The organism is Desulfovibrio sp. (genome assembly GCF_019422935.1).
In the GTDB taxonomy this organism is placed as follows: domain Bacteria; phylum Desulfobacterota; class Desulfovibrionia; order Desulfovibrionales; family Desulfovibrionaceae; genus Desulfovibrio.
Map to the genome: position 1 here is coordinate 108372 of NZ_JAHZCJ010000012.1, position 18834 is coordinate 127205.

General features: G+C 59.4%; 20 protein-coding genes. 7 read left to right on the forward strand and 13 right to left on the reverse strand.

Annotated features, from left to right (window positions below; all coding sequences use genetic code 11):
* Positions 1-50 precede the first annotated feature (50 nt).
* Both QZ383_RS14060 and QZ383_RS14065 read right to left on the reverse strand, forming a co-directional pair.
* Entirely contained in the window at positions 51-1913 is a 1863-nt protein-coding gene (locus QZ383_RS14060) for an ATP-binding cassette domain-containing protein (protein WP_291446363.1), read from the reverse strand.
* A complete protein-coding gene (locus QZ383_RS14065) occupies positions 1910-2905 on the reverse strand; it encodes an efflux RND transporter periplasmic adaptor subunit (RefSeq protein WP_291446365.1) in 996 nt (331 codons plus the stop codon). Before QZ383_RS14065 ends, QZ383_RS14060 begins: the two co-directional genes overlap by 4 nt.
* A gap of 109 nt (positions 2906-3014) precedes the next feature.
* Between QZ383_RS14065 and QZ383_RS14070 the strand changes: the two genes are divergently transcribed.
* The gene (locus QZ383_RS14070) at positions 3015-4583 is read left to right on the forward strand and encodes a DUF1254 domain-containing protein (RefSeq protein WP_291446367.1); all 1569 of its coding nucleotides are present in this window, start codon (positions 3015-3017) and stop codon (positions 4581-4583) included.
* Positions 4584-4605: 22 nt separating this feature from the next.
* Entirely contained in the window at positions 4606-5148 is a 543-nt protein-coding gene (locus QZ383_RS14075) for a hypothetical protein (RefSeq protein ID WP_291446369.1), read from the forward strand.
* A 35-nt stretch (positions 5149-5183) separates the two neighbouring features.
* On the opposite strand, the gene QZ383_RS14080 is transcribed toward QZ383_RS14075, so the two are convergent.
* Positions 5184-5951, reverse strand: a complete 768-nt coding sequence (locus QZ383_RS14080) for an SPOR domain-containing protein (RefSeq protein ID WP_291446370.1) — start codon at positions 5949-5951, stop codon at positions 5184-5186.
* 242 nt (positions 5952-6193) lie between these two features.
* Between QZ383_RS14080 and QZ383_RS14085 the strand changes: the two genes are divergently transcribed.
* Positions 6194-7189 (forward strand): peptidoglycan glycosyltransferase, encoded by a 996-nt coding sequence (locus tag QZ383_RS14085; protein ID WP_291446372.1) that lies wholly within the window; start codon positions 6194-6196, stop codon positions 7187-7189.
* Positions 7190-7303: 114 nt separating this feature from the next.
* Here the strand turns inward: QZ383_RS14085 and hypB are convergent, their stop codons facing one another.
* Positions 7304-7969: a hydrogenase nickel incorporation protein HypB gene (gene hypB, locus QZ383_RS14090; protein ID WP_192113905.1), complete on the reverse strand. Its 666-nt coding sequence runs from the start codon at positions 7967-7969 to the stop codon at positions 7304-7306.
* Between the two features lie 120 nt (positions 7970-8089).
* Positions 8090-8443 (reverse strand): hydrogenase maturation nickel metallochaperone HypA, encoded by a 354-nt coding sequence (locus tag QZ383_RS14095; RefSeq protein ID WP_291446375.1) that lies wholly within the window; start codon positions 8441-8443, stop codon positions 8090-8092.
* Between the two features lie 84 nt (positions 8444-8527).
* Between QZ383_RS14095 and QZ383_RS14100 the strand changes: the two genes are divergently transcribed.
* A complete protein-coding gene (locus QZ383_RS14100; RefSeq protein WP_291446376.1) occupies positions 8528-9508 on the forward strand; it encodes a tetratricopeptide repeat protein in 981 nt (326 codons plus the stop codon).
* Between the two features lie 41 nt (positions 9509-9549).
* Positions 9550-10275, forward strand: coding sequence for an AMIN domain-containing protein (locus QZ383_RS14105; RefSeq protein ID WP_291446378.1), 726 nt, complete (start codon positions 9550-9552; stop codon positions 10273-10275).
* A gap of 152 nt (positions 10276-10427) precedes the next feature.
* On the opposite strand, the gene proC is transcribed toward QZ383_RS14105, so the two are convergent.
* From proC to QZ383_RS14130, 5 genes are all read right to left on the reverse strand, one after another.
* Positions 10428-11225: a pyrroline-5-carboxylate reductase gene (proC, locus tag QZ383_RS14110; RefSeq protein WP_291446380.1), complete on the reverse strand. Its 798-nt coding sequence runs from the start codon at positions 11223-11225 to the stop codon at positions 10428-10430.
* A gap of 4 nt (positions 11226-11229) precedes the next feature.
* A complete protein-coding gene (gene ndk, locus QZ383_RS14115; protein WP_291446381.1) occupies positions 11230-11646 on the reverse strand; it encodes a nucleoside-diphosphate kinase in 417 nt (138 codons plus the stop codon).
* A gap of 2 nt (positions 11647-11648) precedes the next feature.
* Complete coding sequence (locus QZ383_RS14120) at positions 11649-13064, reverse strand: divergent polysaccharide deacetylase family protein (RefSeq protein ID WP_291446382.1); 1416 nt, start codon at positions 13062-13064, stop codon at positions 11649-11651.
* Between the two features lie 49 nt (positions 13065-13113).
* Positions 13114-14442: a S41 family peptidase gene (locus QZ383_RS14125; RefSeq protein ID WP_291446383.1), complete on the reverse strand. Its 1329-nt coding sequence runs from the start codon at positions 14440-14442 to the stop codon at positions 13114-13116.
* 404 nt (positions 14443-14846) lie between these two features.
* Complete coding sequence (locus QZ383_RS14130; RefSeq protein ID WP_291446384.1) at positions 14847-15341, reverse strand: rubrerythrin family protein; 495 nt, start codon at positions 15339-15341, stop codon at positions 14847-14849.
* A 165-nt stretch (positions 15342-15506) separates the two neighbouring features.
* Here QZ383_RS14130 and QZ383_RS14135 point away from each other — a divergent pair, with 165 nt between their 5' ends.
* Together QZ383_RS14135 and QZ383_RS14140 are read left to right on the forward strand one after the other, a co-directional pair.
* A complete protein-coding gene (locus QZ383_RS14135) occupies positions 15507-16055 on the forward strand; it encodes a cupin domain-containing protein (protein ID WP_291446385.1) in 549 nt (182 codons plus the stop codon).
* Positions 16052-16690, forward strand: a complete 639-nt coding sequence (locus tag QZ383_RS14140) for a YigZ family protein (protein ID WP_291446386.1) — start codon at positions 16052-16054, stop codon at positions 16688-16690. The genes QZ383_RS14135 and QZ383_RS14140 overlap by 4 nt, the downstream gene beginning before the upstream one ends.
* 159 nt (positions 16691-16849) lie before the next feature.
* On the opposite strand, the gene QZ383_RS14145 is transcribed toward QZ383_RS14140, so the two are convergent.
* Genes QZ383_RS14145 through QZ383_RS14155 form a run of 3 tightly spaced genes read right to left on the reverse strand, consistent with a single transcriptional unit; the run spans position 16850 to position 18559 of the window.
* Positions 16850-17476 carry a tetratricopeptide repeat protein gene (locus QZ383_RS14145; RefSeq protein ID WP_291446388.1) on the reverse strand — a complete coding sequence of 209 codons (627 nt, stop codon included), beginning with the start codon at positions 17474-17476 and terminating at the stop codon, positions 16850-16852.
* Positions 17473-17865 (reverse strand): hypothetical protein, encoded by a 393-nt coding sequence (locus QZ383_RS14150; protein ID WP_291446390.1) that lies wholly within the window; start codon positions 17863-17865, stop codon positions 17473-17475. The genes QZ383_RS14145 and QZ383_RS14150 overlap by 4 nt, the downstream gene beginning before the upstream one ends.
* Before the next feature lie 22 nt (positions 17866-17887).
* Positions 17888-18559: a YkgJ family cysteine cluster protein gene (locus QZ383_RS14155; protein WP_291446391.1), complete on the reverse strand. Its 672-nt coding sequence runs from the start codon at positions 18557-18559 to the stop codon at positions 17888-17890.
* Positions 18560-18834 lie beyond the last annotated feature (275 nt).

Here is an 18834-nt window from a genome sequence, read left to right on the forward strand (position 1 = left end):
TGGGTTGTATGTCCCGGAGCAGCGGCTTGCAAAAAACTCGCGCAAGGCGGCTACTGCGGATGCTCCCTGTCGTATTTTTCAATGCTGGCGATAAAGGCTTCTTCCAGCGTGGGGTCTTCCACCCCGGTGCAGGACGCCTTGAGTTCGTCCGGCGTTCCCATGCTGATCGTGGCCCCGCGATAGATCAGCGCGATGCGGTCGCAGTATTCGGCTTCTTCCATGAAGTGGGTCGTCACCAGCACGGCGGCCCCGGCTGTGGTCATGGCGGAAATGTGCTTCCAGAAATCCCGGCGGGTACGCGCGTCAACGCCAGAGGTCGGCTCGTCAAGAAACAGCACGGGCGGTTCGTGCAGGGTGGCGCACAGCAAGGCCAAGCGCTGCTTTTGCCCCAGCGGCAATGAGCCTGTGCGGCTGCGCAGATAGGGCTGCAATTCCAAGGCCTCTGCCAGTTCTGGCAAAAGGGCGTTGCGCCGCTCCCTGGAAAGACCATACAACTCCGCAAAAATGGTGATGTTTTCGCGCACGGGAATATCCGGATACAGCGAAAACTTCTGCGCCATGTAGCCCAGCCGCGAGCGGGCCTCGCTGCCCGCGCTCAGCAGGTCTACCCCGTCCACGGCGCAACTGCCGGATGTGGGGCGCGAAAGCCCGCAGAGCATGCGGAAGGTGGTGGACTTGCCCGCCCCGTTGGGCCCGAGCAGACCAAAAATCTCGCCGGGGCGCACATCAAAGGAAATATCGCGTGCCGCCACAAATGCGCCAAAGCGTTTGGTGAGGTTGCGGGCCGAGATGGAAAAAGTCGGGCCGGAATCAGCGTGAGCAGCGGACAAAACTACGTCTGACGGAGTGGCAACAGAGGGGGGCGCTCCTGACGCACCCTCATGCGCCAGAACAATGCTGCCACCGCCGCTGCCCTGAATGCCGGAGTGGTTGCCGCCGTTGTGGCCCACATGCAGTTTGCCATAGGGCGAAGGACTCTGGTTGATGCCGCCCACGGCGCTCATGTAGGCGTCCTCCAGCCGTGGGGACACAGCCTCCCCGCCACGGGCCAGCACCTCGCGCCGCAGATCGTCAGGAGCATTTGCCGCCAGCACCAGCCGGATGCGGCTGCCCTGAATGAGGGCGTCTTCAATGCCGGGTCGCATGGTCCACAGGGCCAGCTCCTTTTTATGCGTCCCCGCATCGGCCCGCAGCAGAAAAACCCGCCCTTCGGCCCGCGCGGTGAGTTCCTCCGGCGGCCCGGCAAACAGTACGCGTCCACTGTCCAGCATGATCACGCCGGGGCAGCGCTCAGCTTCATCCAGATAGGCGGTGGACCACACAACCGTCATGCCGTCCTGACTCAAATCCTGCACCATGCGCCAGAGTTCACGGCGCGACTGCGGGTCAACGCCCACGCCGGGTTCGTCAAGCAGCAGCAGGCGTGGCGAACCCAGCAAGGCGCAGGCAATGCCCAGCTTCTGCTTCATGCCGCCAGACAATCTGCCTGCAAGGCGCTCGGTAAAAGGGGCAAGACTGGTGAATCCCAGCAGCTTTTCAAACACACGGTCGCGATCCACCCCTTCAAGGCCGCGCAGGCTGGCATGCAGGCGCATGTTGGCCATGACGGAAATATCCTCGTACAGGCCAAAGCGCTGCGGCATGTAGCCAATGCTGTTGGGCTGGCTGCGCATAAGCTCTGCAGGACTTTGCCCAAAGAGGTTTGCGCGCCCCTCACTTGGCGGCATAAGGCCCGCCATTATGCGCATGAGCGTGGTTTTGCCCGCTGCGTCAGGCCCCACCAGCCCGGTAATGCGCCCGGCGGGGATGACCGCATTCACGCCGTCCAGAGCGGTGACGGCCTCGCGCCCCTTGCCAAAACGCATGACCAGCCCTTCCAGACAGACAGCCTGATTGGCGGCGCTGTCGCTCATGGCGCTGGCGTATCCTGCAAAATGATGGTCACGGGCATGCCCTGCCGCATGACGTTTTCCGGGTCTTGCGCCTGTACACGCAGCCGGTAGACCAGAGCTGTGCGCACCTCGCGCGTTTCAACGGTCTTGGGGGTAAACTCCGCCGTGGGCGAAATAAAACCCACAGTGCCGGAAAAGCTCTTGCCCGGCGCCGCGTCCACCAGAATCTTCACGGGCATGCCGGGTTTGACGCGCCCCAGATTGGGTTCGTCCACGTAGGCCCGCAGCCACAGGGGGTCAGTGAGGGTGAGGGTGTACACGGTCTGCCCGGCCTGCACTATGGCCCCGGCCTCGCGGGCGCGGGTGAGTACAATGCCCTTTTGCGGCGCAACAAGCACGACGTCGCGCAGCTGGATTTCCGCATGATTGAGGGCTGCGGCGGCAGCGGCAACAGCCGCCTTCTGCGCCAGCACTTCCTCTTCCCGGTAGCCGGAGAGCAGCATGTCCAGCTGATCCTGATTGGAACGCAGCTTGGCGCTGGCCTCACTGTACTGAGCGCGGGCGTTGTCCAGATCTTTTTGCGAAATAGCGTTGGAAACGCGCATGGCCGCCACGCGGTTCAGGTTGATCTGCGCGTTTTCTGCCAGAGCGGCAGAGCCGCTCACCGCCGCGCGGGCCTGAGCGATTTCTTCCACGCGGTAGCCGCGCTCAAGACGCAACAGGGAGGCCTGCTGTTTTTCAAGTTCTGCGGCGGCCTGATCACGCTGCTGGGTCAGCAGATCATCATCAATGCGGGCCAACGCCTGACCGGGGGCAACGGCATCGCCCTCGTCAACAAGCACGCTTGCAATGCGCCCGTTAACGCGAAAACTCAGGTCAACCTGCCGTATGTCCACATTACCGTACAGCACAAGCTGGTCGCCATCGTGCCGGAGCCACTGCCACAACAGAAAAACAGCCAGCAGCACAGCCAAAGCCGCGCCAAGGCCCAAAACCTTACGGGGGACAGTCATATTCCTCCCTGCGTGCAACCGCCGCAAGCGTTTGCCGCGCCAGACAGTTTTATGCCGGGGCCTTGCGCCCCGCTGCCTGTCAGAATAGCTAGTGGAGGGGGCCTTGTCCATGCTGCGCATCACATGCAATAGAATAGTTGATTTCGGCAGCTTTGTGGGGCAAGCAAAAAGAGCGGAATTGCAATACGGCGCTCAGGCCTTTAACTATACCGGGGACATCATGACAAACCATTCGCCTGTTTTCGGCATCGCCAATGTTACTAGGGTTACGGCGGCGCTCGCACTTACCTTGATCCTTTGCGCTCCGGTCATCCACGCCGCGCAACAGCCGAAGGAATTTCCCGATGCCGCTACGGTGGAAAACATTGCCGCGCAAGGTTTTGTTTACGGCCTGCCCATAGTGATGCACTACGCCGTCACCTATGAATACTCCGTTGACACCAAGTCCCCTCAGTACAAAGCGCCCTTCAACGCCCTGCGCAACGGGGCACGGGTGTTCACCTACAAGGATACCGTGGTCATCACGCCCAACAGCGACACGCCCTACTCCTTTGCCTGCCTTGATTTGCGGGCCGAACCGGTGGTCATTACCGTGCCGAAGGATACGGACGGGCGGTATTTCAGCGTGCAGCTTGTGGACGCCAATACTTTCAACTTTGGCTACATCGGCAGCAGAACAACAGGTAACGGCGGGGGCAGCTATCTTGTGGCGGGGCCGGAATGGAAGGGCGCAGCGCCCGCGGGCATGCGAGTGTTCCGCTCCAATGCGCAGTTTGCCATGGCCCTGTTCCGCACCCAGCTGTTCAACCCCGCAGATATTGATAATGTGCTGAAATTCCAGACAGGCTACGCTGTAAAACCCCTCTCGGCCTTTTTGGGGCAGACGCCGCCCCCGGCGCTCCCCATGCCGCCCTTCCCCAATATCGAGCAGGATTTTGTAAAGCCGGAATTTTTTGATTATCTGGCCTTTGCGCTGCAATTTGCCCCGGCCGGGCCGGAAGAAGTCTCCATCCGCGCCCAGCTTGCCAGCATCGGCGTGGTCGCGGGCAAGCACTTTGCATTTGATGCCCTGCCCAAGGATACGCAGGCAGCCGTGCTGCGCGGCCTGCAAAAGGGCGCAGGCATGGTCGATGCCTCCGTCACAAGGCCGGGGCTTCGCGTGAACGGTTGGAAGATGAGTTCACCCTTTGGCAACAGGGAGTTCTTTAACGGGGACTGGCTGTTGCGGGCAGCCGGGGCCAAGGCGGGCATTTACGGCAACGACGCCGAAGAAGCCGTGTATCCCATGACCAAAACCCTTGCGGACGGCAGCCCTCTTGACGGAAGCAAGCACAAGTACCGCATGACCATTCCCGCAGGGCAATACCCACCGGCCAAGGCTTTCTGGTCTGTGACCATGTACGACGGCAATACCCAGCTGCTCATAAAAAATCCCATTGACCGCTACCTGATCAATTCGCCCATGCTGCCGGACATGAAAAAGAATCCCGATGGCTCTCTTACCATCCTGATTCAGCGCGATTCTCCAGGCAAAGGGCACGAAAGCAACTGGCTGCCCGCGCCGGACGGCCCGATTTTTCTTGTGATGCGCCTGTACTGGCCCGAAACCGAGGGGCTCTCAGTGCTGCCGCTGGGCAAGGGAACCTGGCAGCCCCCCAAGGTGGAATTGAACGACTAAGCACGCAGCGCAAAAGGATCATATGACCTTTCATTTCTCAGTGCGCCCTGCAATCTGGGTGGTCGTGCATGCTGCCATCTGGCTGGCCCTGATGGCAGCAGCGCAGACCGCAAGGGCCGAGAACTACGGCTGGTTTTCACTGGAAGCACCCCAGGGTTGGCAGGCCGAGGCCCCGTCAACCCTGGCCGGAGCCTGGGTTCTTGCGCTCACCGGGCCGGAAGAAGCCGTCCACGTGCGCATCATGGTGGGCAAAACCGCAGGACCGCCGGATGCGGCGGACGTGGCAGGATTGCTGCGCGCCGCCGCCGGGGTGCGGGAACCTGTGCGCAGGACTGATGCCCAGTATGTTTTTAGAGGAAAAGACGCAATGGGAGTGGACACGGCCTGCATTGTGGGCGCGGATCCGCAGGCGGGCATATACATGGCCGTGCTGTGCAGTGGCGACGTTGACCGCGCAGAAGAGCTGCTGGCCGCGCTGCGCGGAGGATTAAACCCCGCCATGCTGCCCCTGCGGCATGCCGTACGCGGCAGTATTGAACCCCGTTTTCTGCCCGCTGCACAATAAACGGCAACGGACAGGCGGGGGGAAAAAACAAAAGATTACTGTTGCAGCACTGGCTTGCGGCTGCGCTGAATGGGCTTGCCCAGTCCCATGCCTTCTGTGGAGCGCAGCACCTCCGCGGCCCTGGCCTCATCGCCGCGTAACAACACCAGCACCACATAGAGTTTGCCCGAACGCTCCATCTTTGTGCGCATTCCCCTGCCCTCCAGACGCTGGCGCAAAGAGTCCACAGCGTCGGCATCCTTGAATGCGCCCACCTGGAACACGTAATCGTACATTCCGGATGTCTGCGGCCTTGCAATACCGACCGGGGCAGCCTGCTGCCCTGCCGCGCCGCCCTGCGCGCCCCCTTGCTGTGCTGGCGCAACCCCGGCCTGAGCTACACCGGCGGGTTTGGGCTGCACCGGCGTCATGGGCGGCAAGGGTTTGAGCGGGGCATCGCCCGTGGCGGCATCGTTGCGCAGCACTCTGGCAAAACGCAGTTCCTCGGCGGTCAGCACTTTTTGCTTGGGTTCGCTTGCTCCCGCATCTGCACCGGCGTCCTGATCGCCGCCCGAGGCATGCGGGTCATCGTCCGGTGTGGTTGCGGATGAAGGCGCGCTTGCCGCAGACGTGCCCGACCTGACCGCAATGGGTTGCGGGTGGGCCTTCCAGTAGGCTCTGCCACTCATAACCCCGCCAAGGTATGCCAGCACCACTGCCGCCACCACCAGAAAGCCCGCCGCCAGCAAGGATGAAGGGCGCAGGCACAGGCATTTTTTATCATTTGCCTGATCGGATGAAGGCTGACGGGTAGCAGGAGGCATGGAATCTCCGGATGTTGGGGTTTGCTGCGATAATCGTGCGCAGGGAGGAACAGAAAGAACGTCGGCGCGGGCAACCATATCAATGCACGGCGCTGGCGTAAAGTACGCCAGTAATCCGCACGACAGCTCACCGCAAATACTGCCCTATATAGCCTTTTACAACCAGAGCTTCCGTGGCCGCTTGCGGGCTTGCCCTGCGCTCTGCTATCATGCAGACACAAGTTGCAAACATGGAGTACGCCATGACCAAGGATGTATGGTTTCTTCGCATATACGCGGCCATCTGTCTTGTGCTGGCCGGAGCGATCATTGCTGGCGCGGCCTCTGCCGCCCATATAGCAAAACCCGGCCCTGAACCGCAAATCCTCACCATCGTCAACGCCACAGGCGAGGATATTCTGAGCATGGGCTTTCAGACTGGCCGCAGTATGCATTTTGTGCGGTTCGACATGCCCCCCGCTGGTCGGGACGACATTGAAAACCCCGGCGCGGTCGCCAACCTGCGGGTGGACACAGGCCTTGCCCTGTGGATTTTCAAAGATGTGCCGCTGGCCAAGGCGCAAAGCGTGACCCTGCGTATGGGCGAAAAGCCAATGCTGGAACTCGCTTTTTCCAAGGGAGAGCAGCAACGCCTGACCGGCGAAGCGCAAAGCCTGCTGCCGGGGCCGGATGCCGGGCCGGTCTGCGCGCTTGACCGTTTTCGCCCCGGTATGCCCATGAAGGACGTTTGCACCCTGCTGAGCGCCACGCCGCAACGTGACGACAACGATGCCGTGCTTGCCAGCCTTGGCTTTGCGGGCATGGTCTGGGCCGCGCGCCTTGAGCCTGCCCAGCGTGGAGAAAAGCCTTCAAGCAAGACTCCCATTGTGCTTGACCACATGGAACTGCGCCGCAAGCTGGATCAGGAAACCCTGGATAAACTGCTGAACTCCCTTTACGAGCAAAAATACAGCCCGTGGCAGGCCGAATTGCCGGGGCTGGATATCAATTTTACCCAAATGCCGTCCATGGATCTGAACAAGCAGAAGGACATGCTGCGGCAGGTGCTGGAGTATTTCATGGCTGCCAGCAAGGGTGAAGCCACCATCATGCTCGCGCCCACAGAAATGCTGCCCAAGCTTGCGGATGCCGATGCCCCGAGCAGCGATGTGCAGCTATTCACCATCACCCTGCGCCCGGCTTCAAAAAATATTGTGGTGGATGTTGCCGCCTATCAGGAAAGCGAAGAATCAAGATAAATCGTCGATGAAATATTCCAGAGCCTGTCCGCTGGACGGCCTGAACGTAAAAAGGCATCCTCAGCCAAAAGCCGGGGATGCCTTTTTGAATTTTCAGTGTCAGGCTAGGGCTGTTTAAAGCCTGCCTTCCTTCTTGGCGGCGCGCATGCTCCGCAGCCAGTTGTACCAGCCCTCAAGGCCGTCGCCTTTGCGGCAGGAAACCTCAAAAATATCCAGATCCTTATTGAGCTTTGTGGCAAAATTACGGGCGCGTGCAAGGTCAAAATCCACGTAGGGCAGCAGATCGACCTTGTTGAGCACCATTGCCTTGGCAAGGTTGAACAGCAGGGGGTATTTTTCCGGCTTGTCGTCACCTTCGGCAACGCTCAGCAGGGCGACCTTGGCGTCTTCGCCGCAGTCAAATTCCACAGGGCACACCAGATTGCCTACGTTTTCAATAAAAAGAATATCCACGCCAGTAAGATCAAGACTTTCCAGCGAGGTCAAAATCATGTTGCTGTCGAGGTGGCAGCCGCCGTCTGTATTGATCTGCACGGCCTGCGCGCCTGTGGCGGCAACGCGGCGGGCATCGTTATCTGTCTGAAGGTCGCCTTCCACCACCGCCATGCGGAATTCTCCGGCCAGATCGCTCAGGGTGCGTTCCAGCAGGGTGGTTTTGCCCGCGCCGGGGGAGCTGATGAGATTCAGCGACAATATTCCCTTTTCTGTAAGCAGCCGACGCACGTTATCGGCCATTTTTTCGTTGGCTTCCAATACATTGCGAACCACAGGAATTTGCATTCAATTCTCCTTGCTTGCCGTCGGTGCGGCGTGGTCATGAGCCAGAAAGATAAGACAAAGGCGAAGACGGCAGTGAAAGGAGCGAACCAGCCCCCCTGAAGAATCAGAGGGGAAAAGGGGTTAGCTGGCTTCCAGACGGTTGAGATACAGTTCCCTGCCCTGCTCAACCACATGCCCGAACTGCTCGCCGCAATCGGGGCACGGCAGCCAGAGGGCATCCTGCCCCTCCCCGCCAAAAACTTTACCACAGGCGGAGCAGCGCAGCCGTAGCGGAAGCTCGGTAAGCTCCAGGCGCGCGCCTTCGTGCTGGGTACCCTGCACCATGACTTCAAAACAAAATTGCAGCGACTCGGGCACAACACCAGAAAGCGAACCGTACGTGACGTTCACAACTTCCAGACGAGTGCAGCCCTGACGGGCTATTTCATCCTCAGCCATCTGCAACAGGCTTTGTGCTATGGACATTTCGTGCATGGGGTCATGCTAGCCCAAACACCCGGCCCCGTAAAGGCCAGAAGCGAATCTTGCTATTCGACGCAAATAATGTACATTTTACGCATGCGTCGCTCAAAATTTTCTGGCGTCTTCTCATTCTCTGCCGACTGGACAGAGAGCCGCAGCAAAACGCACTACTTCGTCTGGGAGCTTCCAGACGGAGCCTTTGCGGTGCAGGAACTCAACGCCGCGTTCCAGCCTGTGGCAGAGGTGGAGCGCATAAACGCAAAAACCTTTTCCCAGTCATTCAAGGCAGAGCACAATATTTTGGCTATGCCTGTGATCACGCCGGATCTCAGCCATTTTGAATCCGCCCCGCCCGCACCAGCGCCCAAACAAACGGATGCTGCGGCAGACCAGCCTGCCCGCAAAGCGAGCGCACCCAAGGCCAAAACAGGGAGCGTGCCGCTCCAGACGCTTTCAAAGGCCAAACTGCCAGATTCCGTGGAAGTGGCCCCCGAGCAGCCCGATATGGGGCTTATTCCCTTTCCTTCCCGCACCGCCACCGGCGTCACCGCTGTTCACTATGACGAAGGCCCAGCGCCTGCTGCTACTGCTGGCGTTGCTGGCGCGGCCGCTGCCGCGCCCAAGAGGGCCTACGACCTTGAAGCCGCCCGCAAGGCCAAGGTCGTGGAATCAAAGCTGCGGGAGACTTTTCGCCAGACATTGCTGCGCCTCAAACGCCCGCGCGAGCGCAAGGCAGCACTGCTCGCCCTTGAGCAACTGGCGCAGACCAAGGACGGCATCATACCCGCCCACAAGCATATGTTCCGTGATTTTGGCGTACGTCTGCGCCAGAATTCCCAGCCCGACCTCGCCCTGCTTTTTTCACGCAAGGCAGTGGAACTGGCCCCCGAGGACGATCACGCCCACTTCAACCTGGCGCGCATTCTCTGTTCGCTTGGCCTGTATGACGAAGCCGCCACCCACATCGGCACGGCTTTGAGCATGTCCAGCGGAGAGCCTCTCTACTTCAAGCTGTTGGAACACATCCGCGAACTCAAACGCACGCGCGGCGCTGGCAAGCCCACGCCCCAGCGCTGAACCGCTGTTCCAACCCAAGTCATTGGCAGGAGCCTTTTGGCATGAACAAAGTAATTCTCGGTCTTCTTGTGGCAGTGTGCGTTCTGGGCATGGCGCTTATCATGCTCAATGAACGCATGCGCAAGCCTGAACCAGCAAATCCCGCAGGCATTATCGCGCCTGTCACCTCCCCGGATGAGGCCCCGCCCGCCGACGCTGGCAACCAATCCGCTACATCTCCTTCCCTGCATCTGCCCCCGCAGACCCAGGGCGGCATTCCTGACCTCAACGCCAGCGGCGAGGCCCCGGCCCGTGCGCCCATCCCCAGCCTGAAGCCGGAGGAAAAGAGCGCCCCGACAAGCAATGTAGCCGCCGCCGAACCCCAGCCAGCCGTAGCCAAGCCCGTCGTGCAGCCCAAACCTGCGACCCCGGTTACAGAAAAAACAGCGCCAACGGCAGAACCCGCCAAGGCCGCGCCGCAGCGCAAGAACATCACCAAGTTTGTGGTTCTTGCACGCGATAAGGGCGCTACCGTGCGCCTCGTGGGTGCCGCGCCCATTGCCTACAAAAATATGCAGCTCAGCGGCCCTGAACGTCTGGTCATTGATCTGGACGGCAAGTGGCAGGTTAAGGCGCCCGGCGTGCCCAAGAACCCTGCGGTGACCAACGTGCGCATTGGCAAGGGCGATGACAAAACGCGCATTGTCATTGACCTGACGGGCAAGATTCAGCCCAAGTTCACGCTTTCAAAAGATGGTCACACCCTGGACATCCGTCTGGATCACTAGGGCATGACAAAGCGGCCAACGCCGCTCCGGTATCATCAGACATCTCCGCAGACAGAGAAACCGGCTGTTGTTGAACAACAGCCGGTTTTTATTTTTATTCCCTGTCAGGAGCAACCGTAAGCATCGGACCAACAGCAGTTAGGCGGCTGGCCTTAGTTTTCCATTTCCTTGCCGCGCGCATTGGCGGCCAGCACGGAATCCACCAACAGGCCAGCAAGGCCCGCGCGGTCAAGCACGTTCACGCCCGCTATAGTCACCCCGCCGGGCGAGCAGACATCGTCACGCAACTGCATGATCGGCGAGGTGCTCTGCTCGACCATTTTGGCGCATCCGCCAAAAAGGGCCGTGACCATCTCGCGCGATTCCTTGTGCTGAAAACCAAGGGTAACACCAGCCTGCACAAGCCCCTGCATCATGGCAAACACATAGGCAGGCCCGGCCCCGATAAGGGCTGTGAACGCCGTGAACTTGCTTTCCGGCAATTCCACGCACACTCCCAACGCGCCGAACAAAGCCTGAATGTCGGCCTTGCTGGCATCGGGCAGGTCAGGATCATCAAAGCAGAGGGCGAACACGCCCATGCCCACAAGGGCCGGGGTATTCGGCATGCAGCGCACTACTGGGCAACGCCCTTCAACTGCCTCGGTGAGACGCTGGAGGCTCACGCCAGCTGCTACGGAAACCAGGGTTTTCCCAGCTGTCAGCTCTGGGCGCATCTGCGCAAGCACCTCTGCCGCCTGATAAGGTTTAACGCCCAGCACCAGCACGTCGGCGGCCTTCGCCACGGCCTGGGGGCTTTCCATCACACGCACGCCAAGCTCTTCAAGCGGGCGCATGCGTGCAGCGGTTCTGTTGTAACCGCACAATTCGTAGCCGCCCTTGCGGGCAAGCCCGGCCATGATGGCCCCGCCCATGTTGCCGCATCCGACACAGCCGATTTTGAGCGCCATAATATTACTCCGTGATTTCCAGGCCGCTGAAGAAGTAGCCTATTTCAAAAGCCGCGGTTTCAGCGGCATCCGAGCCGTGAACAGCATTGGCTTCCAGGCTTTGGCCATACCTGTGACGCAGGGTGCCGGGCTCCGCCTGAGCCGGATTGGTGGCCCCCATGAGGGCGCGCCAGCGGGGCACCGCGTCTTCGCCGCGCAATACAACGCAAACCACCGGGCCGGAAGACATGTAGTCGGTCAGGCTATCAAAAAAGGGGCGCTCGCTGTGGACGGCATAAAAGCCCGCAGCCTGGGCCTTGGAAAGGCGCAAACGCTTGAGTGCCACTATTTTGAGGCCGGAAGCTTCCATGGCAGCCAGAATTTCCCCGGTCAGATTGCGCGAAACTGCGTCAGGCTTGATAATGGCGAAAGTGGATTGCATGCTTACTCCTTTTCCATGTTGTTGTTAGCAGGATAAGAACGCGCCGCAACGGCGGCTCCGTCCTGGGCCAGTTTCCAGAGTATGCGCCGCAAGGGCACCACCGCCACGCCGTCCTTGTCCTGCCAGTCGCGCAGAGCGCGCAGGGTTTCAGGATAAGGATGGCCAATGGCCACAGCCATGCCTTGAGCGCGGGCGCGGGCTGCCGCCGCGTCCAGCGTAGACAGAATGGCCGCAGTGTCGCGGCGCGTATCCAGAAAAACATCGCGTGCAAGGCTGACCAGCCCCGCCTCTCTGGCAGCAAGTGCCAGCTGGGGGTCTGGGCGCGTCACACTGTCGAGCACGGCGAGCCCTCGCCCGCCAAGCATGCTGCACAGTGTTCTGCACAGCGAAATATCACCAGTAAAAGCTGACCCCATGTGGTTGTTGAAGCCAATGACCGAGGGCAAAATCCGCAGATTGTCCTCAAGCACGGTCTGCACTTCCTGCGCGCTCATACTGGTGAGCAGCGCGCCCGGGCCAGGGTCCGGCCTGCCATGCAAGGCCCGAGGCAGGGCCTCCATGGGCTGATGTAACAGGCAATCAAGCCGCCGGGATGCCGCAATCTCGGCTGTTTCCTGCGCATGGGGAGACCTCGGCCAGATGGCCAGAGTCACAGGAAACGGCAGCGAGGCAAGAACTTCTGCGGATTCGAGCTTCTGGCCCATGTCATCGATGACAATAGCCAGGGGCTCCTGCGGCAAAGGTTGGGCCAAATCTGAAAGCTGCCCCTCCCGACCAGGAAAGCTAACAACATAGTATACCAGATGATTGAGGAGGACTTCAAGGGTTCCTTGCGACGTCCAGCGCACCTCGACGCGCGCGCTTGCCCTTTCCAGAACAGAATTTTGATCGCGCAGCCCCTGAAGCAGAGCCAGCCCAAGGCGCAGTGGCGCGCATGGGCCGCTGACAGTGAACTGCCGCAGATCCGCCGCACTAGCATATGTGGCGACATCTGCCGCCTGCCCTGCGGGAGCGGTGGGATTGGGAGGAATGCTTGCCCCGGCGGGCAATTGCGATGTTTCGGCAAGCAGACTTTTTTGCAAAGGAAGCTGCTGCCACTGCGCCTGAGGTAAGGCCAGCGGGAGTGTACGCGCAAGCAGCGCGTCCATGCTTTCCAGAGCCAGCGCCTTGTCAAAGCCAGCCCCACTGGCAAGCGCGCCTGCGGATTTGTGGGCAACGGCAAAGGGCAAAGCCGCGCCCGAGGCAGCAGCCTGCTTCTGGGCCGGGGCTTCCAGTTGCCAATATACCCAGCAGGATACGGCCAAGCTGCATAAAAGCCACAGCAGGCCGCCCACGGCAAGCTGTGCAGAAGCAGACAGCCCCCCGGCGAACCGCAAGGGCCCGGCCAGAAGGCTGTCTGATAACTTTGTGTCGCGCAAAGGCAACACCCTGTTTATTCCTGCCCGCCCGCCTTACGCGGTTACGGGGTTAATTCCTGATTTCCCGCATTTTGGGGAGGCTCTTGACCATTTGCAGGGCCATGCGCAACTGGTTGTCGCGCGCGAGCTGCTCGGCGGCATCTTCCTTGCCGTTCTTGGCCTTGGAAGATTTTTTGTCCTTGCCGTTTTCAATGTGACGGTTCAGATCCTGCTCGCGCACCATAAGGCGGGAGTTATCCTTGTCGTCCGTGCGGGGGGCTTCAAACGGCACTTCCACATCAGGCACAACGCCTTCGGCCTGAATGGAGCTGCCGTTGGGCGTGTAGTACAGGGCAACCGTGAGCTTGAGGCCGGAGCCGTCAGAAAGCGGAATAATGTTCTGCACGGATCCCTTGCCGAAAGAACGCTCGCCCACAGTGAGGGCGCGCTTCTGGTCGCGCAGGGCGCCAGCCACAATTTCAGAAGCGGAGGCGGAACCAGCGTTGATCAGCACCACCATAGGCGCATGAATGTCATCGCCCTGCTTTTTGGCTTCGTACACGCGGTCAGTATTGTCACGCCGTCCCTTGATGGAAACGATGACGCCCTTGTCGAGGAACGTGTCAGAAACACTCACAGCCTGATCAAGCAGTCCGCCGGGGTTATTGCGCAGGTCAAGCACAATGCCCTTGATGCCGCCGGAATTCTTGGTTTCCTTTTCTGCCGCCTTAAGAGCGTCGCGCAGTTCTTCGGTGGTGCGCTCAGAAAAACGCGTGAGACGAATCCAGTAATAGCCGTCCTCAAGCTTCTTGGACTTCACGCTGATAAGCGGAATGGCATCGCGCACAAGGCGGACAGTCTGCGGGGACTTGGCATCGCTGTGCAGGATGGCAAGCTCCACCTCCGAGCCCTTGGGGCCACGGATGCGGGAAACAACTTCCTGCAACGAGAGTTCCTGCGCGGGCTGCCCGTTGATGGACAGAATAATATCGCCAGACTTGAGACCGGCCCGATAGGCGGGGGTGTCCTCAATGGGAGTCACCACCGTAACCTGGCCGTTCTCCATGGAAATTTCTATGCCAATACCAAAGAATTCGCCGGAGGTGGTCTCCTGCATTTCTTTGTATTCTTCGGCGTTCATAAAGGTGGAGTGCGGGTCAAGGCCCTGAAGCATGCCCTTGACAGCGCCATTGATAAGGTCGCCCTGCGTCACATCACGCACATAATAACGCTCCACCAGATCAAGAACCTGACTGAAGCGCTTGAGCGCATCAAACTTACTGGGGGCTTCCTTGGACGTTTCCTTTTTTTCGGCGCACTGGGGAGCGCCCGGCAGGGCGACCATGCCGCCCACGGCAAGCAGAAGCACAAGAAGGCTAAGACGGACAAGAAGACGCATAACAACGATCTCCACGCGGACGTAATGAACGAACACAGCGCCGCTAGCCCAAAAAGCCGCAACGCAGGGGGTGCTGCAACGCCAGCCAATGGAGGGGCCGCGCACCAGCCGGATAGTGCCCCTTTTCAAGCTAAATTGCAAATCAAAAAGGCGCGTGCTGCGCCTTGCAGGCCACTCCGCCAAGGTGCGGACGCGCACCTTTACGCAAGCGCCGAAGCACTGCCCCACTCTCCATGCAACATGCGCCGGAGAAACTGCTGTATCAACATATCAGTTTCCTCCGGCGCATATCGAGCGCATCAAGGCATGCCAGGCCTTCAGACCGGATGGCTATTGCCAGTCTTCGGCAAGCCCGGCCATGCGGATTTTATCCGCAATATGCCGCATGCGCCGCAAATGCCGAACTAGTCTTCAACCTTGAAGAAAGCAGCCGCGCCGCCGCCGCACACAGGACACGCGTCGCAAGGGCCTTCATGGGTATAGCCGCAAACCTTGCACACGTAATAATCGGTGGCAGGCAGAGCGGCGGGATTTTCCAGAGCTTTTTTGTAGAGCTTGGCGTGGATTTCTTCCACCTGGTTGGCAAAGTCAAAATATTTGGCAACGGCGCTCTGGCCTTCAGCCTGAGCCTGCTTGATCATGTCGGGATACATGGTGGTGAATTCGTAGGTTTCACCTTCGATGGCCGACTTGAGGTTGGCCATGGTGTCGCCGATCTTGCCAGCATTCTTGAGGTGGGCATGGGCGTGAACGGTTTCAGCAGCCGCAGCAGCGCGGAACAGCTTGGCAACCTGAGGCATGCCTTCCTTGTCGGCAGCTACAGCAAAGGCAAGGTACTTGCGGTTGGCCTGGGATTCACCGGCAAAGGCCGCCATCAAATTTTCTTGTGTGGTGCTCATGGGTATTCTCCTCGATGAAGTTATTGTTTTTATCAGGAACAATTCCTAATTAAAGAATTCTCACTGCCTTGTAAAGCATTTTTTTACAAAAAATTATTTTTGCAGGCCCGGCCTTTAGCCCTTGATACCGTTGCGCAGAACGCTATGACAAGCTAAAAGGAACCTATGAACGCCCAAGAAATCATATCCCATTTCGGCATGCGGCCCCACCCCGAAGGGGGGTTCTATCACCGCACATACGAAGCCCCGCAAATTCTTACGGCGGATGAAATGCCCTGTGGTTTTATGGGGCCAAGACCCGTATCTACAGCGATTCTTTTTCTGCTTGAACAGGGACACTATTCGCGTCTGCACCGCATCAGGCAGGATGAACTGTGGCATTTTCACCTTGGCGGCCCCTTGCGCTTGGCCTGTATTGATACCCACGGCCAACCGCGCGAAGTGATTCTTGGCCCGAATATTATGGCGGGGCAACACGTGCAGTTTACCATTCCCGGCGGCTGCTGGTTTGGCGCAACGCCTGCGCCAGGCAGCGAGTTTGCGCTTGTGGGCTGCACGGTTTCACCGGGCTTTGACATGGAAGACCTGCGCCTGGGCCAGCCGGAAGAGCTGACCCTGCGCTACCCCAATGCAAAAGACTGCATACGCGAATTCTGCCCACCTTTGAACGACGCCCAGCGCGCCGCCTGTAGAAGATGCGGTGACGACGAATGACGCGCTATGCCGTGCCTGATGTTGCGCCGCAACACCCGCACTGCACAGAAATCGTTATCCGCCGCAGCCGTTTTCTGGCCCAGTGCGCCCATACGCCGGATGCGGCAACAGCGCGGGCCTTTGTGGAACAGGTACGCCGCCAGCACGCCGATGCAACGCACAACTGCTGGGCATATGCCGCTGGCGCGCCGGGAAATACGGCGCAGATCGGCTCGTCCGACGATGGAGAACCCCACGGCACTGCTGGCAGGCCCATGCTGCAAATTGTGCTGCACAGCGGCATTGGCGAATTGTGCGTGGTGGTGAGCCGCTGGTTTGGCGGCGTCAAGCTTGGCACAGGCGGCCTTGTGCGGGCCTATCAGGACAGTGTACGCGAAAATCTGGCCGACCTGCCAGTGAGGCAGCGTGTGCCGGAAACCAGTTTGCAGCTTACCGTTGCCTACGCGCACCTTGATGCCCTGCACCGCATGTTGCCAACCTACGAAGCCCGTCTTGAAAGTGAAGACTATCAGGCTGAGGCCAGATTGCAACTGCGATTGCCCGCCGAACACGTGGAGGCCTTTCAGATCGCGCTGGCTGGCGTGAGCAATGGCGCGGCCCTGTGCAGCGAGCTTACGGATGGCGACACCGCCTGATACTTATTTTTTTGTGCGTTCAAAGGCCCGCTGGCATATGCCGGTGGGCTTTTTTGTTTTGCAGTACGGCCTTTGAACCATACCCGCCCCCCAAAAAACAGTCAGGGCCGCCGGATTTCTCCAGCGGCCCTGACGGATATTCATTGCACGGGGTGCGGCTTAGACGCCCTTGGCCTTAAGTTCTTCGAGAAAGCCTTCCGGCACTTCAAAGCCCAGAGCCTGCGCCTTTTTGGCAGATTCCGCAGCATCGGCGTACTGTTCCATTTCAAACTGCGCCAGCGCCAGGTTATTCCAGGCCGGGGCAAAACCGGGCTGCTGCTTGATCACTTCCTTGCAGGCTGTTTCGCAAGCCGCAAAGTCGCCCTTCATATAAAAGGCGGTGGAAAGCGCATTCCGGGCCTGAACAAAGTTGGGATCCCACTTGAGGGCCTTGTTCAGAGCCGTGATGGCCTTGTCCGGCTCGCCGCGCTGCAGGTGCACAAAGGCAATATTGCCCCACGGCACGGGGAACTTGGCGCGGCAGTTGGCGGCTTCTTCGTTGTAGCGCAGGCAGCCGTCAAGGTCGCCGCGTTCAAGACAGATGCCGCCAAGCTGCACATAGGCCTCCGCCAGATGCGGCGAATTGCGCACCGCGTTCAGCAGGGCTTCTTCAGCAGCCACAAAGTCGCGCTTGGTCAGCAGGGCCAGACCAAGATTGTAGTAATGGGTAGCGCACTGCTCGTTCTGGGCGATTTCCGCCTTCAGATCGGCAATGTATTCATCCAGGTCATCGTAGCGAGCTTTCATGCTATGTGCCCCTCTTTTTTCAAAAGATCATAGTACCATCGGCAAAAGTCAAAAATGCCCATGTACTTTTCGTCCTTATTGACCACGCCAAGGGCGCATTCGGTAGCGCCCTTGCTGTAGGCCTTGCCATACGGCCCTTTTTGGGCCGCGTCTTTCAGAAATTCGTTAACCAGCTGCTGCGTGGTGCGCTTGGACACATCTGTCCGCATATCAAGCGGTTCGTTGGGCTTCTGGAAAGGATCCCAGTTTTCATAGCCGATGCGGTCCACAAATTTGCGGCGGCGCGGATTCATGCGCTCATAAATTTCGCGCTTGAGACCTTCCTGCTCATCCGAAAGCTGCTGCGGCGTTCCATCGCGAAAGACGGTGGCGGGAATGCTGCCGTACATCTCAAACTCCTTTCACGCCCGATCAGGCCTCTTCTTTCTTGGCAGGGCCGATACCCAGATAGGCCTCATCGTAGCGGGTTAGCAGAGCCATGGATAAAGGCACATACACGTCATGCAGTTCTTTAAAGCGACTCTGCACTGTTGTGGCCACATCCCTGCTCAGGTCTTCAAGCCTGTTCTGGATCTTGTCCATATGGATGGTGGGGTATGGCTTGCCCTTTTCAAAGGCGGAAAAACCGCACACATGCCCCTGCCCGGCAATGGCCGTAGGCACGCCGTACACGCGGCAGGTAATGGGCCGGGCGTGGTACAGCAGGCATTCGTTATTATCGTCCAGCAGGGGGCAGCGCAGCTTGATCTGGGCCGCGCGCTCCATGATGGCCTCGGGGCTTTCGCCGTCTTTTTCCGCCCGGTACAGCTCGCGCTTGATGCGCGTGGCCTGGCGGTCCAGATCAGAAGCGCGCTCAATAATGGCAGAGCGCTGCGGCCCGTAACCAAAGGCGGCTTCAAAGGCCTTGTTGATGTACATGGCTTCAACAAGGGAAAGGTCAAAAAGCGCGTGGCAACAATCGCTGCAGCCTTCCTTGCAGACTACGCACTGGGGAAAGGCCCCGCGCACCCTGCCGAAAAGGTCGTCAACTTCGGCCCGCAATGATTCATAGCGGGTAAAAATAGAGCTCAGATCAGGGATCATGGTTATCCTGCGGTAGTGCGGAAGACATGAGGGAGAACAGGCAATTTCATACAGAAATCGCCCTGGCGGCTGCGTGAGCAGACGCCCGCCACAGAGGCGTGAGCGCGGTTTGTATGCGCTGGTAAGCGCCTTAGCGGGCGTCTTGAAACTTTAAGAATGCACATTCTCAAAGTCAGGATGCTCTGGCGGCAAAGCGGCCTGTACCTTATGAAAATGCCGCCTGGCGCGTGCGCGCCGGGCGGCACAATGAAAACTCGGCAGAATCAGCAAGGGAA